The organism is Sphingosinicellaceae bacterium, assembly GCA_019285715.1.
Lineage (GTDB): Bacteria > Pseudomonadota > Alphaproteobacteria > Sphingomonadales > Sphingomonadaceae > Glacieibacterium.
Window position 1 is genome coordinate 1,199,278 of sequence record CP079108.1, and the last position, 20,742, is coordinate 1,220,019.

A 20,742-nucleotide genomic window follows, 5' to 3' on the forward strand; every position below is an offset into this window, starting at 1 on the left:
GACAGTTTGGACAGTTTTGCGGCAACACCGCGTCGCCGGTGGCTTGCGACGCCCGAAATCGCGGCGGACTTTCGCGGTCCCGTTGCGCGCGCGTTCGAGCCGATGCCGGGTCCGGAGGCGATTGGGCCGGCTGTTCCCGCGCTCGCTCTCGTCGCCGCCCGCCAGCCCGACGCCGTCGCCGTCGCCGAACCGGGGGGAACGACCAGCTTTGCCGGGCTGATCGCCGCTGCCTCGCGTATTGCCGACGCCGTCGCAGGCCATGGCCGGGGCCATGTCGCGATCCTGCTGCCGACGGGCGCGTCTTATGTCGCCGCGGTGTTCGGCTGCCTGGAGGCGCACCGGCTGTCGGTCCTGCTCGACGCGGCCCACCCGGTCGTACGCAACGCTGCAATTGCCACCGCGGGGAGCGTCGACGTCGTGCTGACCACCGCGGCCATCGCCGCCAGCATCGACTGGCCCGGCGTCACGGTCATTGCCGTCGACGACCTGCTGCAAGGTCCCGCGAAGCTTATCGTGAAGCCGCCGCTGGCGCTCGACGTGCCCGCCTTCATCCTGTGCACGTCGGGCAGCACCGGACTGCCGAAGCTGATCGTCCACAGCCAGGCGACAATGCTCCACTGGGCGCGAACCACTCATAACGCGCTGCACGTCACATCCGCGGACCGTGCGCTGTCGTTGTCGTCGATGGCGTCGCTGGGGGGCTTCACGGCGCTGCTCAGCTATCCGCTGGCGGGCGCGGCGACGGAGATCGTCGATATAGCGACGGGTGGCATCGGCGGCTTGCTGGAAGCCCTCGGGCGCGGCGAGGTGACGATCGTCCGCGCCGCTCCGTCTCTCCTCCGCGGTGTCGCCAGGCTGCCGGATGTCGCCTCCGTTCTCGGCGGCTTGCGTGCCGTCCAGAGCTACGGTGAGCCGCTGCTCAAATCCGACGTCGAGGCGCTCCGGCAGGTGCTGCCCGCCGACTGCCTGATCCGCACGACTTATGGCTCGACCGAGGCGAGCGGTCTCAGCTGGTTCGCGCGCGCCGACGACACGCACGACCCGCTCCGCGTCCCCGCCGGCGTGCTGATGCCCGACACCGAAGCCGCGATCGTCGACGATGACGGTGTCGACGCTCCGCGCGGCGAGCCGGGAGAGCTCGTCATTCGCAGCCGGTACAACGGCCTGGGCGAGTGGCAGGACGGCGGCATCGCGGCGGGACGGCTGGTGCCCGACCCGGCGACTCCCGGCACCCGCATCTATGCGACTGGCGATGTCGCACGCTGCGACACGGACGGCGTCTTCACCATCCTCGGGCGGCGCGACCGGATGCTCAACATCAACGGCGTCCGCATCGAGCTGGCCGAGGTCGAGCGTGCCCTCAATGACCTGCCCGGGATTGCGCGCGCCGAAGTCGTCGTCCGGACGCGCGGCACGACGCAGGCACTGCTCGGTTTCCTGATACCGGTGTCCGGCACCGTGCCCGACCTCGCCGACTGCAAGGCCCGCCTGCGGGCGACGCTGCCCAGGGCGATGGTGCCGTCCCAGCTGATCGTCATCGCCGAAATGCCGCTGCTGCCGGGCGGCAAGGTCGACGGGCAGGCGCTGCTCGCGCTCGCGGACGCCGCCTGATGAGTTCGGCCGCCGCAGTGCGCCAAGCCTGGGGCGAGCTGCTCGCCGATGCGCCGCCGGGCCTGCCGTGGGACGTCGCGGGCGGGGATTCGCTGGCGACGCTGCACCTCATCTACCGGCTCGAGCAACTGCTCGGGCGTACGCTGTCGTTCGAGGTCATGCAGCCCGACATGACGCAGGTCGCGCTGATCGCCGCGCTCGATGCCGAAGCTGACGCCGATGCCGCCGTCGCTGGCCCGGTCGGGGTGCGTGTCTTCCTGCTCCCGGGCCTCTACGGCGACGAGCCGGGGTTGGCGGCCTTCCGCCGGGGCCTCAGTGGACGCGTTGCGTTCGAACTTGTCGACCCGCCGGGGATCGAGACCCCGGCTACCGTCCTTGCCGACCTTCGGGCGACGGCGGCACTGGCGGCCCGCGACATCGACAGGCGGCAACCCGGCGGGCCGCTGATCGTCGCCGGCTACAGCTTCGGCGGTAGCGTCGCGCTCGAGGCCGCCGCGCAACTGATGGCTGCGGGCCGCGAGGTGGCGCTGGTGGTCATCCTCGACAGCGCGTTCGGCGATGCGGTGCTGGGGCCGCGCGCGCTCCGCTGGCAACGCCGCTGGCGGCGACCGGTCGAAGATGCGTTGGACTGGATCATCGCGCGCGACAGGCTCCGGTCGCTGGCACTCGCCTTGACCGGACGCGTGGCGGCGCGCCGTGTGGTCCGGCTTCGCCGTAAGATGATGCATCGGCTGCGGACCGGCGCGCGGATGGCGTGGCTGCCGTCGCCGCTGACCGCGCCGATGCTGATCGTCATCAGCAGCGAGTTCGCGCCGGTCACCGCCGCGATCTGGGCCGGCTATTATCCCCAGGCGGACGTCCGCCGCATCGCCGCCACACACCACGGCCTGATCCGCGGGGAGGGGCTGCCGGGCCTCATCGACGCCGTCGGCGCGGCGGTCGAACGGCACGCTCGCCACCCGGTCCCGGCCTGACTTCAACCGGTAACCGTCGCCCCTCACCACAGCTCGGCACGCGCCCGGGAGAGCAGCGAGAAAGCCGTTTCGCGGATCGGCTCCTGAAGCGTACACATGGCGTGATCCACGCCTCAGGGCGCTGGGTAGCCGGTGGTGAGAGGACCTGCTCGATGGCCGTTCGCGAATTCGACAGGCGCAAGTTCCTGCTGGCCGGAGCCGCAGCCGGCACGACCGCCGCCGCCGTCGTATTCCACGACGGCGAGCTAGGCGCTCCGCCCGAGACCATCACCGGCGGCATGCCATGGGCCGAGGGCGCCGCGGACTCGCCCCCCGGCGCGGATACCGGCACCGGCTATGTCTACCTGACCGCCGCGGAAGCCGCCTTCGTCGAGGCCGCCGTCGACCGCCTGATCCCCGCGGACCCGGTCGGTCCCGGCGCGGTCGAGGCCGGCGTCCCGACCTTCATCGACCGGCAGCTCGCGGGCACCTACGGCCGCGGCGACCATTATTTCCTCGGCGGTCCATGGCCGGCGGGTGTTCAGGAGCAGGGCTATCAGAGCCGCTTCAGCCCGGCACAGTTGTATCGGGCCGCAGTTCCCGCGGTCGATCGCTACGTCGCGGGCAAATTCAAGTCTGCAACCTTTGCCGCTCTATCGGCAGCCGACCGCGACACCGTGCTCAAGGGCATGGAGAGCGGCGACGTCCACCTCGACGGCGGCGTCAACGCCAAGAGCTTCTTCGCGATGCTGCTGCAGAACACCAAGGAGGGCTATTTCTCTGACCCGATGTACGGCGGCAACCGCGACATGGCGGCGTGGAAGATGATCGGCTTCCCCGGCGCGCGCTACAATTACAAGGAATGGGTGACCCGTCATGGCGAGCGCTTCCCCAATCCCCCCGTCGGCTTCAAGGGCCGTCCGGCCTGGAAGGCCTGACCGTGGTGACGACGCTCAAATCCGTCGACGTGGTGCTGGTCGGGTTCGGCTGGACCGGCGCGATCATGGGACAGCAGTTCGTCGACCAGGGCCTCAGCGTGCTGGCGCTGGAGCGCGGGCCGTGGCGGGACACCTCGACCGACTTCGCGACGACCTTCGCGCAGGACGAGCTGCGCTACATGTGGCGGCATCACCTGTTCCAGAACGTCGCCGACGACACGCTGACGATCCGCAATAATACCCGCCAGCAGGCGCTGCCGATGCGTCGCCTCGGTTCGTTCCTGCTCGGCACCGGGGTCGGCAGCGGCGGCGTCCACTGGAACGGCCAGATCTGGCGCTTCCTGCCGACCGACTTCCAGACCAAGAGCCACAACCAGGCGCGCTACGGCAAGCAGGCGGTCACCGACTACGACCTGACCGTGCAGGACTGGGGCATCACCTACGACGAGCTCGAGCCGCATTATGATACCTTCGACCGGCTGTGTGGTACTTCGGGCAAGGCCGGCAATTTGCGCGGCAAGATCCAGCCCGGCGGCAACCCGTTCGAGGGCGCGCGCTCCAACGAATATCCGACTCCGCCGATGGTCCAGACCTATGGCCCGACGCTGTTCGGCGAGGCGGCCGCCAGCCTCGGCCACAAGCCTTTCCCGCACCCGACCGGCAACTTGTCGCAGCCCTATACCAACCCGCTGGGTGCTCAGCTCGGCGAGTGCACCTACTGCGGCTTCTGCGAGAAGTTCGGCTGTGGCAACTATTCCAAGGCGAGCCCGCAGACGACGGTGCTGCCGTACCTGATGTCCAAGCCGAACTTCATGCTCAAGACCGAGTGCGAAGTGTTGCGCGTCGAGCTCGCGCCCGACAAGAAGATCGCGACCGGCGTGACCTACGTCAACAGCGCCGGCGAGGAGTTTTTCCAGCCCGCCAAGATCGTCATTCTGTCGGCCTACATCTTGCAGAACGTCCGGCTGCTGCTGCTGTCGGGTATCGGCAAGCCCTACGATCCGGCCACCGGCGAGGGCGTCGTCGGGCGCAACTATGCCTACCAGACGATGTCCTCGGTCAACGTCTTCTTCGACGACAAGATCATCAACCCCTTCATTGGTGCCGGCGCGATGGCAACCGTCATCGACGAGTATAACGGCGACAATTTCGACCACGGCGGGCTCGGCTTCATCGGCGGCGCATACATCGCCGGCATGGTCACCGGCGGCCGCCCGATCGAGATGATCTACACCCCTAAGGGTACGCCGGCCTGGGGCCTCGAGTGGAAGCACGCGGCAGCGAAGAACTATCTGAAATCATTCTCGATCAGCGTCCACGGCTCGAACATGAGCAACCGCGGTAACTACCTCGACCTCGACCCGACCTACCGCGACGTCCATGGCCGCCCGATGCTGCGGATGACGTTCGATTTCACCGACAACGACTTCAAGATGTCGAACTACCTGACCGACCGCGCATCCGAAGTGGCGCGGGCGATGGGGCCGCGCGAGATCAAGGAGAATCGCCGCAAGGGCAGCTGGAACGTCACGCCGTACCAGACCACCCATAACACCGGCGGCGCGATCATGGGGGACGACCCGAATACCAGCGTCGTCAACAAATACCTTCAGACCTGGGACGTCCACAACGTCTTCTCGATGGGAGCGGGGGCGTTTCCGCAGAACGCCGGGTACAACCCGACCGCGACGCTGGCGGCGCTGGCCTTCCACTCCGCATCGGCGATCATCAGCCAGTATCTGAAGGCCCCCGGCCCGATGGTTCAGGCCTGACCGATGGCCACTTTATCCCGCCGTAGCTCCCGCACCTGGCTCTGGATCCTGCTCGCGATCATCGTCGTGGCGGCGTTCATGGCGTGGAACCTGACCCGCGACCGCGCACTGCCCGCCCAGCGCATGACCTCGGTCGCCGCCGCGCGCATTCTGACGCAACCGATCACCGATACCGTTCCCAACGCCGCGCAACTCCGGCGCGGGCAGTATCTGGTGCGCGTCGGCGACTGCCTGTCGTGCCACTTGCGCGCCGGTGGCGAAGCCTTCGCCGGTGGTCTCGGCCTCAACACGCCGTTCGGGGTTATCTACACGTCGAACATCACCTCCGACCGCGAGACTGGGATCGGCAACTGGACCGGCGACCAGTTCTACGGCGCGATGCGCCACGGCGTCGACGACACCGGTGCAAACCTCTACCCGGCGTTTCCCTACCCGTGGTTCACCAAGGTCAGCCGCGCCGACGACGACGCCATCCTCGCGTACCTGAAGTCGACCGCACCAGTGCGCTACACGCCGCCGACGAACGACCTGCCGTTCCCGCTCAACATCCGGCTGGCCGTCAGCGGCTGGAACCTGCTGTTCTTCAAGGAGGCGGCGTTCAAGCCGGAGCCGGCACGCTCGCCCGAGTGGAACCGCGGCGCTGAGATCGTCGGCGGCCTCGGCCATTGCGGCGGCTGCCACACGCCCAAGAACCTGCTCGGGGCCGACAAGTCGGGGCAGGAGTTCCACGGCGGCGCGCTGGAGAACACCTTCGCCCCCGACCTGACCAGTAACCCGCGCACCGGCCTCGCCAACTGGAGCGTCGACGACATCGCCGAGTATCTCCACACCGGCCGCAACGCGCGGGCGGCGGCCGGCAGCACGATGGCCGAAGTCATCACCTACTCGACCTCGGTGATGAGCGAGCCCGACTTGCGCGCCATCGCGACGTATCTGAAAGCGTTGCCGCCAAGCCCGTCGACGACGGCCACGGCCCCCGATGCCGGCGCGATGCAGCGCGGCGCGGCGATCTACTCGGACGCCTGCTCGGCCTGCCACCTCGAGAACGGCGTGGGCCAGCCGCGCTACTTCCCGCCGCTGGGGCAGAACGCCATGCTCCAGCAGCGCGACCCGGTCGGGCTGGTCCGCCTGATCCTCGCGGGCGCCCGCGTCGGCCCGAGCCCCTCGCGCCCCTCGCCGATGGCGATGCCGAGCTTCGCTTGGAAGCTGACCGACGCCGAAGTCGCCGACGTCGCGACCTTCATCCGCAACAGTTGGGGCAACCAGGCGGACCCGATCGCGGCTACCGCAGTTAAATCCCTGCGCGGCAAACTCGGGCTCGACACGCTCCGCCTGACCGACAATTCCGGCGATCATCTGCAAAGGTAACGACATGCGCTACGGATCGACCGCTGCACTCGCCGCCACCCTGTTGATTGCCACGGCTGCCGTTGCCCAAAGCACTGCAGTCCATCGGACGACGCTGCAGGATCTGCCATTCCCGGCACCCGAGTATCACACCGTGACAGTGCGCGTCGTCGTCGATCCGGGGGGCACGGTCGCGCTGCATACCCACCCGGGTGCCGAGATGGGCTACGTCCTGTCGGGCACCGCGCTCGTCGACGTGAAGAACCAGGCCGCACGCAACCTGCAGGCCGGGGATAGCTTCAGCGTGCCGGTCGACGTCGTCCACAGCGTCCACAATACCGGGCAGGGGCCGCTGACTTTGCTCTCGACCTACGTCGTCAAGGTCGACCAGCCGATCGCCATACCGGTCAAGTAGCGTCTCAGCGCTGCATCTGAATGACCTTGTCCATCGGCATCATGTTGGCGTCGAGATTGGCCATGATCCACAGCGACCCGGCGATGATAAGGAAGACGATCAGCACGCCGAACGCCAGCGCGAGGACGTTGTTGGTGTTGTCCGGGCCGGTGGTGATGTGCAGGAAGAAGACCAGGTGGACCCCCATCTGGGCGATGGCGAAGACGATCAGCGCGACCGGCACCGCGGGAGCCCAGACCAGTCCGCTCGGGACCAGCAGGAACGAGATCGCGGTCAGGCCGCCGGCCAGCGCCAGCCCGATCAGGTAGTTGCGGATCGCGGAGCCGGCATCGGCATCGTCGTCGGGCTTGTCGCCGGGCGCGAGGTCGGAGGCGTGGCGCTGGCCTTCGGGAATGTTGGTCATGGCATCGTTCCCAGCAGGTAGACGACGGTGAGCAGCGCCACCCAGATGATGTCGAGGGCGTGCCAAAACAGGCTGAAGCACAGGATGCGGCGGCCGATGTCCTCGCGGAAGCCCTTCGCCTGGACCTGCGCCATCATCGTCAGCAGCCACAGCAGCCCGACGAAGATATGCAGCCCGTGGCAGCCGACGAGCGCGAAGAACGCCGACAGGAAGGCGCTGCGGTCAGGCCCGGCACCGCGCTCGATCAGGCCGGCGAACTCGACCAGCTCGAGCCCGAGGAAGGTCGCGCCGAGCACGAAGGTTACCGCCATCGTGACGTGGAACAGCAGCAGGCGCTTGCTCGCCGCTGCCACCGTCGCCATGCCGCAGCTGAAGCTCGACAGCAGCAGGCAGGCGGTCTCGATGCCGACGTTCTTGAGGTCGAACAGCTCGCGCCCGGTCGGTCCGCCGGCGACCTGCTTCGACAGCACCGCGTAGGCGGCGAAGAACGCCGAGAACATGATGATGTCGCTGAGCAGGAAGATCCAGAAGCCGTAGCCGACGACGATGCGGGTCGACGCAGGCCCGCCGTCTCCGTGGCTGCCGGCGTTGCCTTCGACGGCTTCGTCGCTACGGCCGAGGTGGTGCGGATCGCTTGCGGCTGCGGCGGCCATCAGGCGGGTGCTCCTGCGGCGCGGACTTGGTCGCGGTGGGCGCGGTCGATGCGCGCGACCTCGTCGGCACCGATCTCATCCTCGCCGTGGTCGCGCCAGGCGAAAAAGACGAAGGTCGCGAACGCACCGACCAGGCCGGCGATCGCCAGCCACCAGATGTGCCAGATGAGCGCGAAGCCGGTTGCACTGGAGAAGAAGGCGCAGACCACCCCGGTTGGTGAGTTCCGCGGCACCTCGATCGGCTGGTAGTCGGGCTCGTCGTCGGACCCATGGCCCTCGCGCACCTTGTTCTTGATACCCCAATAGGCGTCCTCGCCCTCGACGTTGGGCAGGACCGCGAAGTTAAATGCTGGCGGCGGCGACGCAGTCGACCACTCGAGGCTGCGGCCGTCCCACGGATCGCCGGTGGTGTCGCGAAGCTCGTCGCGGTGGCGGATGCTGACCACCAGCTGCGCGATCTGGCATCCGATGCCGCACGCGATCAGGAGCGCGCCGCCACCGGCGACGAGCAGCCACGGGTGCCACGCCGCGACGTCGTAGTGTTGCATCCGCCGCGTCATGCCAATCAGCCCGAGCCAGTATAGCGGCATGAAGGCGACGTAGAAACCGACGATCCAGAACCAGAACGCCGCCTTGCCGAGGCCCTCGTGAAGCTTGAAGCCGAATGCTTTGGGGAACCAGTAGGTGTAGCCCGCGAACGCCCCGAACAGCACGCCGCCGATGATGACGTTATGGAAGTGCGCGACCAGGAACAGGCTGTTGTGGAGGACGAAGTCGGCGGGCGGCACCGCCAGCAACACGCCGGTCATGCCGCCGATGACGAAGGTCGTCATGAATCCGACGCCCCACAGCAACGGCGCGTCGAAGCGCAGGCGGCCGCCGTACATCGTGAACAGCCAGTTGAAGACCTTGACCCCGGTCGGCACGGCGATGATCGTCGTAGCGATGCCGAACACCGCGTTGACGTTGGCACCCGCGCCCATCGTGAAGAAGTGATGGAGCCAGACCATGAAGGCCAGGATGCAGATCACCATCGTCGCGATCACCATCGACCGGTAGCCGAACAACGGCTTGCTGGAGAAGGTCGAGATCACCTCCGAGAAGACCCCGAATGCGGGCAGCACCAGGATGTAGACCTCGGGGTGACCCCAGGCCCAGATCAGGTTCATGAACATCATGACGTTGCCGCCGAGTTCGTTGGTGAAGAAGTGGAAGCCGAGGTAGCGGTCGAGCAGCAGCATCGCGAGCGTCGCGGTCAGCACCGGGAACGCCGCGACGATCAGCAGGTTCGACGCCAGCGCCGTCCAGCAGAACATCGGCATGCGGGTGTAGCGCATGCCCGGCGCGCGCAACTTCAGGATCGTCGTGGTCAGGTTGATGCCCGAGATCAGCGTCCCGACCCCCGATATCTGGAGCGCCCACAGGTAGTAATCGACACCGACGCCGGGCGAGAAGCGCAGCTCCGACAGAGGCGGATAGGGCAGCCAGCCGGTCCGCGCGAACTCGCCGACGACCAAGCTGACGTTGACCAGCAACGCACCGCTCGCGGTCAGCCAGAAGCCGACCGAGTTGAAGGTCGGGAAGGCGACGTCGCGGACCCCAAGCTGGAGCGGCAGCACGAAGTTCATGAGCCCGATCATGAACGGCATCGCGACGAAGAAGATCATCATCGTGCCGTGCGCCGAGAACACCTGGTTATAATGCTCGGGCGGCAGGAAGCCGGGCGCGTGGAAGGCCAGCGCCTGCTGGCTCCGCATCAGCAGCGCATCGGAGAACCCGCGCAGCAGCATGACCAATGCAAGGATGCAGTACATTATGCCGATGCGCTTGTGGTCGACGCTGGTGATCCACTCGCGCCACAGATACGGCACATAGCCCTTGCGGATCACCCAGATCGCGACGCCGCCTAGGACCAGCGTCACCACAACCGACGCCGCCATCTGGATCGGCTGGTCGAACGGGATGGCAGACCACGTCAGCTTGCCGAGAAGGTTCATTGGGCATTCCGTGGTGAGATTTCGGCAGGTTTCTCGGCCTTGCCGACGGGCCCGGGGCCCTGAGTGTGCAGGACAACGGTGTCGAACAGCCTCGGCGCCGCTGCGCTGTAGGTGAACGGCCGCGCCGTGCCTTGCCGGGTTAGCGCCAGGTAGCTGGCGGTATCGAGCACCGGACCACCGCGCCGGACACGCGCGATCCACGCCTCGAAGGCAGCGGGCGGGACGGCGCGAACGTTGAACGCCATGTCGGAGAAATTGTCGCCGCTATAGTGGCTCGACAGGCCCGCAAACACGCCAGGCTTGTCGGCCTGCAGGCTCAACTGCGTCGCCATGCCGTTCATCGTGTAGATCATGCTGCCCATGCGCGGCACGAAGAACGCGTTCATGACGCTGGCGGACGTCAGGCGGAAATGCACCGGGCGACCGGCCGGGATGACCAGCTGGTTAACTGCGGCGATGCCCTGCCCGGGGTAAATGAACAGCCATTTCCAGTCGAGTGAGACAACTTCGACGTACAGCGGCGGCTGCGTGCCCGCCAGCGGCCGATAGGGGTCGAGCTGGTGCGCGCCGATCCAGATGACCCCGCCAAGGAAGGTGATGGTCAGCAGCGGGATTGACCAAACGACGAGCTCGATCCGCCCCGAGAACGCCCAGTCGGGCAGGCGCCTGGCGCGGGTGTTGGAACTGCGGAACCACCACGCCACGCCCCACGTCGCGAGGATGGTCGGAACGACTATCGCCAGCATGATCGCCAGCGCATTGAACAGGATCGTCTTCTCTGCGCTACCGACTGGCCCGACCGGATCGAGCACACCCGGCGTGCAGCCGGTCAGGAACCAGGACGCGGCGACGCCAAGCGCAGCGCGCACGTACCGCGTCGTCGTCGGGTTGGGAGCGTCGGACGGCACGCAACCTGAATGGCACGCGCCCGTTGAAGTTCCACTCAGTCACAGCGTCGCGGCTAATCTCGCAGGGTCAGGGCCAGCCGGTTGTGCTCGCCGTCGCGCCGGTAGTCGTCGATCGTGGCCCACGCGCGGATCATCGCGAGGCCGGCCCCGCCGCCGCGGTCGGGCGGCAGGTCGCCGACCGCCGGTGCGTCACGCGGGTCGAAGGGCTCCCCCAGGTCGGTCAGCACGAGGGTCACGGTGCCCTCGGTGTGGCGCAGCTCCAGCCCGATCAGCTGCCCGCCGACACCGCTGTCGTGATCGACCAGATTGAGCACCAGTTCTTCGACGATGATCGCCAAGCGGGCCGTGGCATCCTCGGAGAGTCCGACGCTTTCGGCAAAGGCGTTGGCGCAGGTGATCGCCTCGCCCGCCGCGGCCGGACCGGCGACGATCGAGGCCGTTCGACCCGGCGGCAAGGCGTTGCGCGAAACCATCAGTGAGGCTATCCTAAACGCCTGCGCCAAGGGGGCAACCATGGGCCGCTCGTTCACTGCCGCGAAGGCTGCCGCCGTCGGGTTCATGCTTGCTGTAGCGATCCCCGCACTGGCCGACGTCGGGACGGTCAAGCGCGTGGTCGGAACCGCCAGCGTGTCACGCGACAAGGTCCTGATTCCGGCCCAGCCGGGTACCCGCCTGGAGGCCGGCGACGTGCTCGTGACCGGCAAGGACGGGCGGATCGCGGTCACCTTCGTCGACGACTCGCGCTTCTCGGTTGGGCCCAACAGCCGGGTCGCAGTCTCTAAATTCGAGTTCGACAGCACCACTCACAAGGGCAGCTTCGTTACTCACGTCGAGCGCGGCACACTGGCCATCGTCTCCGGCCAGATTGCGCACGAGAACCCCAAGGGCATGACCGTCCAGACCCCGACCTCGATCCTCGGCGTGCGCGGCACGCGATTTGTGGTCACGGTCAAGTGAAGCCGCTCGCGGCGATCGCGGTCTTCGCGCTCGCGGGCTGCGCCTCGTCGACGGTTGTGCTGCTCGACAACGAGGGCGGTCGGCCACCGGGGGCGCTGGCGCTGATCGACCCGAAGACCGGCGAGGACGTGCGGCTGGTGGACACCACCGGCAACCGCGTCGTTATCGCCGGAGCGCGGTCGCATATCCGGGCCCTCAAGCCCGGCGTGTCCGAAAACCGCTATAAACCGCTGCTTGGTTATCTGCCCGAGCCGCCGGTCCGCTTCATCCTGTATTTCGCGATCGACAGCGTCGACCCGACACCTGAATCGATCCCGACGCGGGATGCGCTGTTCGCCGAGATCAAGCGCCGCGGGAATGGTGTCGACGTGCAGATCGAGGGTCACACCGACAGCCTCGGCGACCCGTCCGACAACGACCGGCTGTCGCTCGATCGCGCCGTCGCGGCGCGGGACATGCTGATCCGCTACGGGCTGAGCCAGAATGTCACGCGGATCGTCGGCCGCGGCGAACGCGATCCGGTCCCTGGCCATGCGTCGGATAACTTTGGCGACCCGGTCAACCGGCGAGTTGAGGTCGTCGTACGTTGAGGCTGGGATTGTACAGACGCCGCGAAGGCGGTGCAGCTTTAGCCCATGGTCATCCCGGGCTTAACCCGGGACCCAGTTAAACTCCGAACTCGGACCATTCGGTTAGCTGGGTCCCGGGTCAATCCCGGGATGATAATACGGCGACGGGTCCCCGGTATCGCAGCGCCATCACCGTCAGGTCGTCGGTCGCGGGCGTGCCTGCCTCGAACTCGCGAACCGCGCTCGCCAGCCTTTTGGTCAGGCCCTGCGCCGAGCCCGTCCAGCCGGCGAGGACGGCGTGGGTGCGATCGCTGCCGAAGAAGCCACCCTTGTCGTCCTGCGCCTCGCGGACGCCGTCGGTGATGACCACCAGCCCCTCGCCGGGCGCCAGCGTCAGGATTTCGAGCGGGTAGGCGTAGTCGGGGACGGTGCACAGCGGCAGGCCGCCCTCCATGACGTGCTCGACGGCGCTGCCGTCGGCGCGGACGATCCAGGGGTTCTCATGCCCGGCATTGACCAACTCGATGCGGCCGGTTGCGGGGTCGAGGATGCCGCACAGCATGGTCACCTCGACGACGCTGTCGATCGCCAGTTCGCAGTTGAGTTCGCCGACGATCTCGTTCAGCGGCGGTGCGTCGGCGGCGCCTAGGAGGCTGTGCGCCAGCGCCTTGGTCACCGCCATGAAGAGCGCGGCTGGTGTGCCCTTGCCGGTGACGTCGCCGACCAGGAACACGATGCGCCCGTCGTCGAGCGCGAAGGCGTCGTACAGGTCACCGCCAATCAGCTGGGCCGGCTCGATCAGCGCGGCGATGTCGAGGCGCGGGTCGAGCGTGGCGACGGAGCGGGCGTCGGGGAGCATGGCGCGCTGGATGTCGCGTGCACCCTTCATCTCGCCTTCCCGGGCCAGCGTCGCCTCGCGCATCGCGCGCGCATTGTGCCCAGTCTGGATGAAAGCCGTCGCCGCGACCGCGAGCGCTGCGCCGCCGCCGATCAGCAGCGGCCGGGTCGGGTCGAGCAGCAGCCGCCACAGCACGAACGCCCCCCAGCTCGACGCGACCACGATCGCCGCGACCACCAGCGGCACCACCGCGACGGCACGGCCGCGCAGGCGGGGAAAGACCAGGCAGGCGAACAGCGCGAGTAGCGCCCCGAGCGTCCACTCGGCGGGGAGGGCCCAGCGCGGGCGCGACAGCCACGCGCCGGACAGCAAGGCGTCGACCGCCTGCGCGTGGATGCGGACCCCGAACTCGGTCTCACCGAGCGGGGTGGTGCGAATGTCACCCAGGCCGATGCTGGTCGGGCCGACGATGACGATCTTGCCCTTGAGGTAGGCGAGCGATTTCTTCGGGTCGATGACGTCCGCAGCGGCGCTCTCGTCGTCGTCGAGCATCCTTCCGAAATACAGCCGGGCGCGGCCCTCGGGATCGACGGGCACACGGTAGCTGCCGGCGACGAGCGCCGTCAGGCGACCGGCGACGACGCCGACCCCGATGTCATCGGCGTGCTCCGCGACTCGCACGATTTCGAGCGCAAAGCCTGGCATCGGTCGCCCGCCGACATTCGCTGCGAGGATCATCCGCCGCGTTACGCCGTCGCGGTCCGGCTCGCCGTTGATCAATCCCTGGCCATGGGCGTTGAATTCGATTGGCGCGACGTTGGCGAGCGCGAGGTCGAAACTCGATGCGCCCGGCAATGATCGGTCGAACCGGGCAGAGATCGTGAGCGCCGCTGTCCCCCTCGCATTCAGTGCGTTCGATTCCAGGCTACGCTGCCTTACCCCGGCGCGGGCGACGACGGTTGGAGCCTCCCATAAGGCGCGGCCGAAATCCTCGTCCGGCGCGGGTAGCGCGGTGATCTCCTTCCGGGTCGCTTCGCTGAGCTCGGGAAAGACCTTGATGAAGCGCGTCGGGTCGCTCGGGTCGTTCTCGGCGAACAGGACGTCGAAGGCGACGACACTCGCCCCTGCTTGGTTGAGCCGCTGCGTCATCTGGGTGAAGTAGGCGCGTGGCCACGGCCACGGTCCGACCCGCTTCAGGCTGTCGTTATCGATGCGAACGACATGGACCCGGGGGTTGGTGATGGTCCGCGGTGCCCAGCGCTGGTAGCGGTCGAACAGCGGCTCCGCGAACAGCGGCCCGGCGAGCCACGCCAGCAACGCTGCAACGATGACGGCGCCGGTGACTCCCGCGAGGCGCACCCGGGTCCGCCTTGCGGCGGCAAGCTCAGACGGTGATTTCGAGACCGTCATAGGCACACACGACCTCGACCTCGTCCCCGTCCCCCCGGGTCAATTGCTCGTAGGCGATTGCATCGCGGTGCATGCCGAGGATCTGTGCGTCGCTGTAGGTCGGCTCGTGGTGGAACAGCGCGAGGCGCTTGGCCTGTGCGACGCGGCACAGGTCGACCGCGACGAGGCTGCTCGAATGGCCCCAGTCGGCCTTCAGCGAGACGGTGTCGGCAAGCGAATACATGGTGTCGCAGACGACGAGGTCGGCCCCCCCGAAGAACGCCTCGAAGCGCGCCTCCGCGTCCATGTTCTCGGCCTTATGCTCGCTGTCGGTCGAATAGACGACCGCGCTGCCGGCCACCTCGAAGCGGTAGCCGTACGACACGTGTGAGTGGAATTGCTCGATCAGCGTCACGTCGAGGCCGCCGATGCGGGTGGTCTCCCCGGGAACCAGGGTCACGAAGCTGATCGAGGCGCGGAGCCAGTCGAAGGCGACCGGGAACGAGATTTCCTCCTGCTGGCGGCGCAGCGCGGTCTCGGCGTCGGGGTGACCGCTGTAGATGACGATCGTCGCCTCGGGGTCGAAGGCGGGCGCAAAGAACGGGAACCCCATGATGTGGTCCCAGTGCAGGTGCGACAGGAAGATGTGATAGTGCTTGGGGTGCCCGGCGGCGCTGCGCCTGGCTGCGTCGACGCCGAACTCGCGCAGGCCCGAGCCCATGTCGCAGACCGCGAACACGCCGTCCCCGGCATCGATCTCGACGCACGAGGTCGCGCCGCCATAGCCACCGCGGCCAGCAAAATCCTGGGTCCGGTCGAGATATTCTCCCGCTTCCTCGGCATCGGCGAAGTGCCGGCCCGAAGCCCCGACCAGCGCCGCGACGAGCTTGCCGCGGATCTGGTCGGCGCGCGCGGCGACCGGCAGCGAGCCGCGGGTTCCCCAGAAGTGGACGCGCATCGGATGGTCTCTCAGGCCGGGGCCACGGCGTCGACGCTGTCGTGGACGGTGAACAGCTTGTCGTAACGGCTGATCGCGAGAATCTGGCGCATCGCGCTGCCCGGCGCGGCGAGTGACATCGGGACGTTGGCAGCCTTGGCAGCGGCGAGCGCGGTGCTCAGCGCGCGCAGGCCCCGCGACGACATGTAGTCGATGCCCGACAGGTCGACGATGAAGCTCGCTGCGGTGGCCTGCGCCGACGTTATCGCGGCCACGAGATGCCCGGAGAATGCTTCCCAATTGCTCTCGTCGACGCGGCCGTGCGGCTCGCCGACGACCGCGCCGCCCCGTGTCGATTGCCGCCAATCCATGGTTCACCCCTCTGTTCACAGATTGCGGCCCAGCCGCCGGGTTGGCAAGGCGATCTGGCGTCGCGCGGGCGTAGCCGCTAAGCGCTCGGCATGACCGCAGGCAAGCACATCTTCCTCGACCTGTTACGCTCCGAGGGGGTCGAGTTCGTGTTCGGCAACCCCGGCACCACCGAACTGCCGCTGATGGACGCGTTCGTCGTCGAAACCGGTATCCGCTACATCCTCGGCCTGAACGAAGTGGTCGTACTCGGCATGGCGGACGGTTACGCGCAGGCGACCGGCAAGCTCGCAGTCGCCAACCTCCACGCCGCGCCCGGCCTCGGCAACGCGATGGGCATGCTATACAACGCCAAGAAGGCCGGCGCGCCGATCCTGGTTACCGCGGGCCAGCAGGACACTACCTTTGCGCTGACCGAGCCGCTGTTGTGGGACGATCTTGCGACGATGGCGCGGCCGCTGGTCAAGTGGAGCCATGAGGTCGGGCGGCTGGCCGACCTGCCGCGCGCCGTCCACCGTGCCGCCAAGGTCGCGTTGACCGCCCCGACCGGCCCGGTGTTCCTGTCGATCCCGGGCGACGTGCTGGCCGACGAGGCTGACATCAACCTGATGGCTCCGACCCGGATCGGGCCACGGATCATTGCCGACGCGGACGCCATCGCCGCTGCCGCCGACCTCATCGCGGCGAGCGTCACGCCGGTGATCTTCGCCGGTGATGCGGTCGCGAAGTCCGACGCCCACGGTGAACTCGCCGCGCTGGCAGAGGCGATCGGCGCGCCGGTTTACCTCGAGGGCATGGCCAACACCGCCGCCTTCCCGTCGAACCACCCGCTCTACGCCGGCAGCGTGTCGCGCATGGCCCCGGCGTTGCGCGCGGTGATGGAGCACCACGACCTGCTGGTCTCGATCGGCGCGGACCTGCTGACCCAGAGCCAGGCGTCGGGTATCGAGGCACTGGCTCCCGCTACGAAAGTCGTTCATCTCGACAACGACCCGTGGGAGATCGGCAAGAACCACCCGGTCGCGGCCGCTCTGCTCGGCGACCCCAAGGCGACGCTGCCGCTGCTGACCGCCGCGGTGCTGGCGCGCATGGCTCCTGCCACCGAACGACGCGGCGGGGTCGAGGCGGGTATCGCGCTGAAGCAGGCGGCACTGGTCGCCCGCGCCGAAGCCGAAGCCGACGCGGGCGCGGTGCCGCTGAGCCCGCTCGCGGTCTGCCACCTGCTCGGGCAACTGATCCCGGACGATGCGATCGTGGTTGAGGAGCTCTTGTCATCGGGCATGAACACCGTCCGCCAACTCATTCCAGCGACACGTCCCGACAGCTGGTTCGGCATGCGCGGCGGCGGCATCGGCGTGTGCCTGCCGCAGGCCGCCGGTATTGCGCTCGGCAAGCCCGGCTGCCCGGTGGTGGCGCTCAGCGGCGACGGCAGCGCGATGTACTCGCTGGCCGCATTGTGGACTCTCGCTCACTACCGACTGCCGGTTGTCGCTGTGATCTTCAACAACCGCAGCTACCGAATTCTCAAGCAGCGGACCCGTGCCATCGGCGGCCACAGCGCTGAAGCCGGCACTTATGTGGCGATGGACATCGACACGCCCGCTCTCGATTTCGTCAAGCTGAGCGAGGGCCACGGCGTCGCCGCGGTACGTGTAGAGACGCTCGATGCATTGCGCGAAGCCTTTGTGCGGGGGTTAGCAGGCGACGCACCGCTGCTGATCGAGGTCGTCGTCGACCGTACGGTATGATACAAAGTCGGGCAGAGACTAGAGCGCGCCGTTTCGCTTCCTAACCGCACCGCAGCACGGTAAGGATACGGCACGGCGACCTTCAGGAACGCGAGTGGCGACGAGACTCTTCCGCTTCCGGAACGGCGACGAACCGCTGCGCGTCGCGGCTGCCGAGTCGTCTGCCGAAGTGGCGGTGCTGCCGGGTCCGAACGATCTCATCGGCATCATCGATATCGGCTCGAACTCGGTCCGCCTGGTGGTTTATCGCGGTCTGACAAGGACTCCGCCGGCTATCTTCAACGAGAAGGTGATGGCGGGCCTGGGGCGTGGCCTCGCCGCAAACGGCCGTCTCAGCGAGTCGTCGATGGTCTCGGCGGTGGTGGCGCTTGGGCGCTTCGCGATGCTGGCGCGTGACATGGATCTCGCGTCGCTGCGGGTCGTGGCGACTGCGGCCGTGCGGGAAGCGTCGAATGCGCAGGTCTTCATCGACCGCGTCCGCGATGCGTGCGGGCTCGAGATCGAGACAATCAGCGGCGAGGTCGAGGCGCGCGGCTCGGCGCTCGGGGTTATTGCCGGTATCCCCGATGCCGACGGCGTCGTCGGCGACCTCGGCGGCGGCAGTCTCGAGTTGATCCGCGTCTCCGGCGGCGAGGCGCATGAGCGCATCTCGCTGCCGATCGGCTCGCTCCGCCTCGACGCGGTCCGCAAGCGCAGCCCGCGCGCGCTCGGCGGATTCATCAAGAAGGCGCTCGACACCGTCGACTGGGTCGCGGCTGGCCGCGGCAAGCCCTTCTACACGGTCGGCGGCTCGTGGCGGGCGCTGGCGCAGCTGCACATGCACCTGACCGACTGCCCGCTGCGGGTCGTCCACCAGTATCGAATGGACGCCGACGTGCCGGCGCGGCTGGTTCGCACCCTGGCCCGGCTCGACCCCAAGACCCTGAAGGGCGTGCCCCATTTCAGCAGTTCGCGCGCGCCGTCTCTGCCCGGCGCAGCGATGCTGCTCAGTGCCGCAGTCAAGCGCCTCGGCAGCTCCGAAGTCGTCGCCAGCGCCAACGGCCTGCGCGAGGGCCTGTTGTTCGCCCAGCTATCACCCGAGATGCAGCGCGAGGATCCGTTGCTTGCCGCGACCCGCGCCGAGGGCGAACGCCAGGGCCGTTTCCCCGAGCATGGCGACCTGTTGTTCACCTGGATGGATGGCCTGTTCCGCGGCCGCGGCGAGCCCGTCGGCGATGCCCGCATCCGCCTCGCGACCTGCCTGCTCAGCGACGTCGCCTGGCGCGCCCACCCCGATTTCCGCGCCGAGCGCGGCTTCGACTTCGCGCTCCACGGCAACTGGGTGGCGATCACAGCGGCCGAGCGCGCGATGATGGCGGCGGCGCTGTATGCCTGCTTCGGCGGCGATTTTGCCAGCCGCGACGTCAAGGTCATGAACGAGCTCGCCGACCCCGCCGCACTGGCACGCGCGCGGACCTGGGGCACCGCGCTCCGCCTCGGCCAGCGCCTGACCGGCGGCACCGCGGCTCCTCTGACCGCGAGCCGGCTCTGGCGCGAGGGGACATCTCTGGTGCTGACGCTCGATCCGGCGCACGCGGCGCTGTACGGGGAAGCGGTGGCGCGGCGGTTGAAGACTCTGGCCGGCGCGCTCGGATTGGAGCCGGTGTTCAGGGCGGCGTAAAGCGCGGGCTTAAAGCTCGCTCATCACCATCTTGCCGCCCTTGACTGCAAAACCGAGCCGCCCGTCGATCAGCGCCAGCGCATCCTTGCCGAACACGTCGAGCCGCCACCCCGTCAGCACCGGCAACCCTTCGCGGACACCGCCGGCGATCGCGTCGAGCTCGTCGCCGCGCGCGATCAGCTTGGGGGCGACATTTGCTTCCTTGGCACGGACCTTGAGCAGCAGCTTGAGCAGGTCGGCAATCAGCGCGCCCTCGTTGGTCAGGCCGGGGCGAGCGACTTCGCGGGCCGGCATCTCGGCGGCGGGGAGCGGCTGGGCGGTCTCGATCGCGGTCATCAGGCGGCGGCCGATGTCGTTCGAGGCCCAGTTCGCCGAAAGGCCGCGGACCTTGCCGAGGTCCTGCTGGGTGCGTGGCGGCGAGCCGGCGAGGTCGCCGAGCGTCTCATCCTTGACGATGCGACCGCGCGGCACGTCCTTGCCCCGCGCCTCGTGCTCGCGCCATGCCGCCAGCGCCTTGAGGCGGCCCAGCACCTCCGGTTTGCGGTTCGGCAGGCGGAGCCGCAGCCACGCCTGGTCGGGGTCCTGCGCATAGGTCGCGGGGTCGCCGGCGCGCGCCATCTCCTCGTCGAGCCAGACGCCGCGCCCGGTCGAGCGCAACTTGTCGAGCATCATTGGGAACAGCGTCGCGAGATGCGTCACGTCGCCGATCGCGTAGTCGAGCTGCGTCGTCGACAGCGGCCGCCGCGCCCAGTCGGTAAAGCGCGCGCCCTTGTCGATGGCGACGTTCAAGTAGGATTGGACGAGGTTGGTGTAACTGACCTGCTCGCCCTGCCCGAGCGCCATCGCGGCGATCTGCGTGTCGAACAGCGGGTAGGGGGTCTTGCCGGTCAAATTATAGACGATCTCGAGGTCCTGCCCGCCGGCGTGGAAGACCTTCAGCACGTCATGGTTCTCGACCATCAGGTCGAGCAGCGGCTTGAGGTCCATGCCGGGCGCCTTGGGGTCGACCGCGGCGGCCTCGTCGTTGCCGGCGATCTGCACCAGGCACAGGTCGGGGTAGAAGGTGTTCTCGCGCATGAACTCGGTGTCGATGGTGACGAAGTCGGCCGTGGCGAGGCGGGTGCAAAGTGCGGCGAGGGTGGCGGTGTCGCTGATCAGCGGGTGGATGTGCATGGCGCCTCATACCGAACGCTGTGGGCATCGGCTAGAGCGCGGGGGCGGGCGGCGTATCAATCAAGCTCGTCATCCCGGCGTGCACCGGGATGACGCGCGTGGGGC

The 20,742-nt window shown here is 68.1% G+C and carries 19 protein-coding genes; 10 read left to right on the forward strand and 9 right to left on the reverse strand.

The window, feature by feature from the left end; genetic code table 11:
* The first annotated feature begins 6 nt into the window (after window positions 1-6).
* From KX816_05600 to KX816_05625, 6 genes are all read left to right on the forward strand, one after another.
* Window positions 7-1,611, forward strand: a complete 1,605-nt coding sequence (locus KX816_05600; GenBank protein QXQ07499.1) for an AMP-binding protein — start codon at window positions 7-9, stop codon at window positions 1,609-1,611.
* On the forward strand, window positions 1,611-2,585 hold the full coding sequence (locus KX816_05605; protein QXQ07500.1) for an alpha/beta fold hydrolase: 975 nt from the start codon (window positions 1,611-1,613) through the stop codon (window positions 2,583-2,585). Before KX816_05600 ends, KX816_05605 begins: the two co-directional genes overlap by 1 nt.
* A 152-nt stretch (window positions 2,586-2,737) precedes the next feature.
* Window positions 2,738-3,502, forward strand: coding sequence for a gluconate 2-dehydrogenase subunit 3 family protein (locus tag KX816_05610; GenBank protein QXQ07501.1), 765 nt, complete (start codon window positions 2,738-2,740; stop codon window positions 3,500-3,502).
* A gap of 5 nt (window positions 3,503-3,507) precedes the next feature.
* Window positions 3,508-5,274 carry a GMC family oxidoreductase gene (locus KX816_05615; protein QXQ07502.1) on the forward strand — a complete coding sequence of 589 codons (1,767 nt, stop codon included), beginning with the start codon at window positions 3,508-3,510 and terminating at the stop codon, window positions 5,272-5,274.
* Between the two features lie 3 nt (window positions 5,275-5,277).
* Entirely contained in the window at window positions 5,278-6,642 is a 1,365-nt protein-coding gene (locus KX816_05620; GenBank protein ID QXQ07503.1) for a c-type cytochrome, read from the forward strand.
* A gap of 4 nt (window positions 6,643-6,646) precedes the next feature.
* Window positions 6,647-7,036: a cupin domain-containing protein gene (locus KX816_05625; protein ID QXQ07504.1), complete on the forward strand. Its 390-nt coding sequence runs from the start codon at window positions 6,647-6,649 to the stop codon at window positions 7,034-7,036.
* Window positions 7,037-7,040: 4 nt separating this feature from the next.
* Here KX816_05625 and cyoD read toward each other — a convergent pair whose 3' ends face one another.
* The 5 genes from cyoD to KX816_05650 form a co-directional block, all read right to left on the reverse strand.
* Complete coding sequence (gene cyoD / locus KX816_05630; protein QXQ07505.1) at window positions 7,041-7,439, reverse strand: cytochrome o ubiquinol oxidase subunit IV; 399 nt, start codon at window positions 7,437-7,439, stop codon at window positions 7,041-7,043.
* Entirely contained in the window at window positions 7,436-8,092 is a 657-nt protein-coding gene (cyoC, locus tag KX816_05635; protein ID QXQ07506.1) for a cytochrome o ubiquinol oxidase subunit III, read from the reverse strand. The genes cyoD and cyoC overlap by 4 nt, the downstream gene beginning before the upstream one ends.
* Window positions 8,092-10,089, reverse strand: coding sequence for a cytochrome o ubiquinol oxidase subunit I (gene cyoB, locus KX816_05640; protein QXQ07507.1), 1,998 nt, complete (start codon window positions 10,087-10,089; stop codon window positions 8,092-8,094). The genes cyoC and cyoB overlap by 1 nt, the downstream gene beginning before the upstream one ends.
* Complete coding sequence (gene cyoA / locus KX816_05645; GenBank protein ID QXQ08416.1) at window positions 10,086-10,958, reverse strand: ubiquinol oxidase subunit II; 873 nt, start codon at window positions 10,956-10,958, stop codon at window positions 10,086-10,088. Before cyoA ends, cyoB begins: the two co-directional genes overlap by 4 nt.
* 92 nt (window positions 10,959-11,050) lie before the next feature.
* A complete protein-coding gene (locus tag KX816_05650; GenBank protein QXQ07508.1) occupies window positions 11,051-11,470 on the reverse strand; it encodes an ATP-binding protein in 420 nt (139 codons plus the stop codon).
* An 85-nt stretch (window positions 11,471-11,555) separates the two neighbouring features.
* Here KX816_05650 and KX816_05655 point away from each other — a divergent pair, with 85 nt between their 5' ends.
* Window positions 11,556-11,954 (forward strand): FecR domain-containing protein, encoded by a 399-nt coding sequence (locus KX816_05655; GenBank protein QXQ08417.1) that lies wholly within the window; start codon window positions 11,556-11,558, stop codon window positions 11,952-11,954.
* Window positions 11,951-12,544 carry an OmpA family protein gene (locus KX816_05660; protein ID QXQ07509.1) on the forward strand — a complete coding sequence of 198 codons (594 nt, stop codon included), beginning with the start codon at window positions 11,951-11,953 and terminating at the stop codon, window positions 12,542-12,544. The genes KX816_05655 and KX816_05660 overlap by 4 nt, the downstream gene beginning before the upstream one ends.
* 118 nt (window positions 12,545-12,662) lie before the next feature.
* On the opposite strand, the gene KX816_05665 is transcribed toward KX816_05660, so the two are convergent.
* Genes KX816_05665 through KX816_05675 form a run of 3 tightly spaced genes read right to left on the reverse strand, consistent with a single transcriptional unit; the run spans window position 12,663 to window position 16,058 of the window.
* Complete coding sequence (locus KX816_05665; GenBank protein QXQ07510.1) at window positions 12,663-14,720, reverse strand: CHASE2 domain-containing protein; 2,058 nt, start codon at window positions 14,718-14,720, stop codon at window positions 12,663-12,665.
* Window positions 14,721-14,745: 25 nt separating this feature from the next.
* On the reverse strand, window positions 14,746-15,708 hold the full coding sequence (locus KX816_05670; protein QXQ07511.1) for an MBL fold metallo-hydrolase: 963 nt from the start codon (window positions 15,706-15,708) through the stop codon (window positions 14,746-14,748).
* 11 nt (window positions 15,709-15,719) lie between these two features.
* A complete protein-coding gene (locus tag KX816_05675; GenBank protein QXQ07512.1) occupies window positions 15,720-16,058 on the reverse strand; it encodes an STAS domain-containing protein in 339 nt (112 codons plus the stop codon).
* A 90-nt stretch (window positions 16,059-16,148) separates the two neighbouring features.
* Here KX816_05675 and KX816_05680 point away from each other — a divergent pair, with 90 nt between their 5' ends.
* Window positions 16,149-17,804 carry a hypothetical protein gene (locus KX816_05680; GenBank protein ID QXQ07513.1) on the forward strand — a complete coding sequence of 552 codons (1,656 nt, stop codon included), beginning with the start codon at window positions 16,149-16,151 and terminating at the stop codon, window positions 17,802-17,804.
* 169 nt (window positions 17,805-17,973) lie between these two features.
* Window positions 17,974-19,464 (forward strand): Ppx/GppA family phosphatase, encoded by a 1,491-nt coding sequence (locus tag KX816_05685; GenBank protein QXQ08418.1) that lies wholly within the window; start codon window positions 17,974-17,976, stop codon window positions 19,462-19,464.
* Between the two features lie 9 nt (window positions 19,465-19,473).
* Here the strand turns inward: KX816_05685 and rnd are convergent, their stop codons facing one another.
* On the reverse strand, window positions 19,474-20,637 hold the full coding sequence (rnd, locus tag KX816_05690) for a ribonuclease D (protein ID QXQ07514.1): 1,164 nt from the start codon (window positions 20,635-20,637) through the stop codon (window positions 19,474-19,476).
* Window positions 20,638-20,742: the final 105 nt, after the last annotated feature.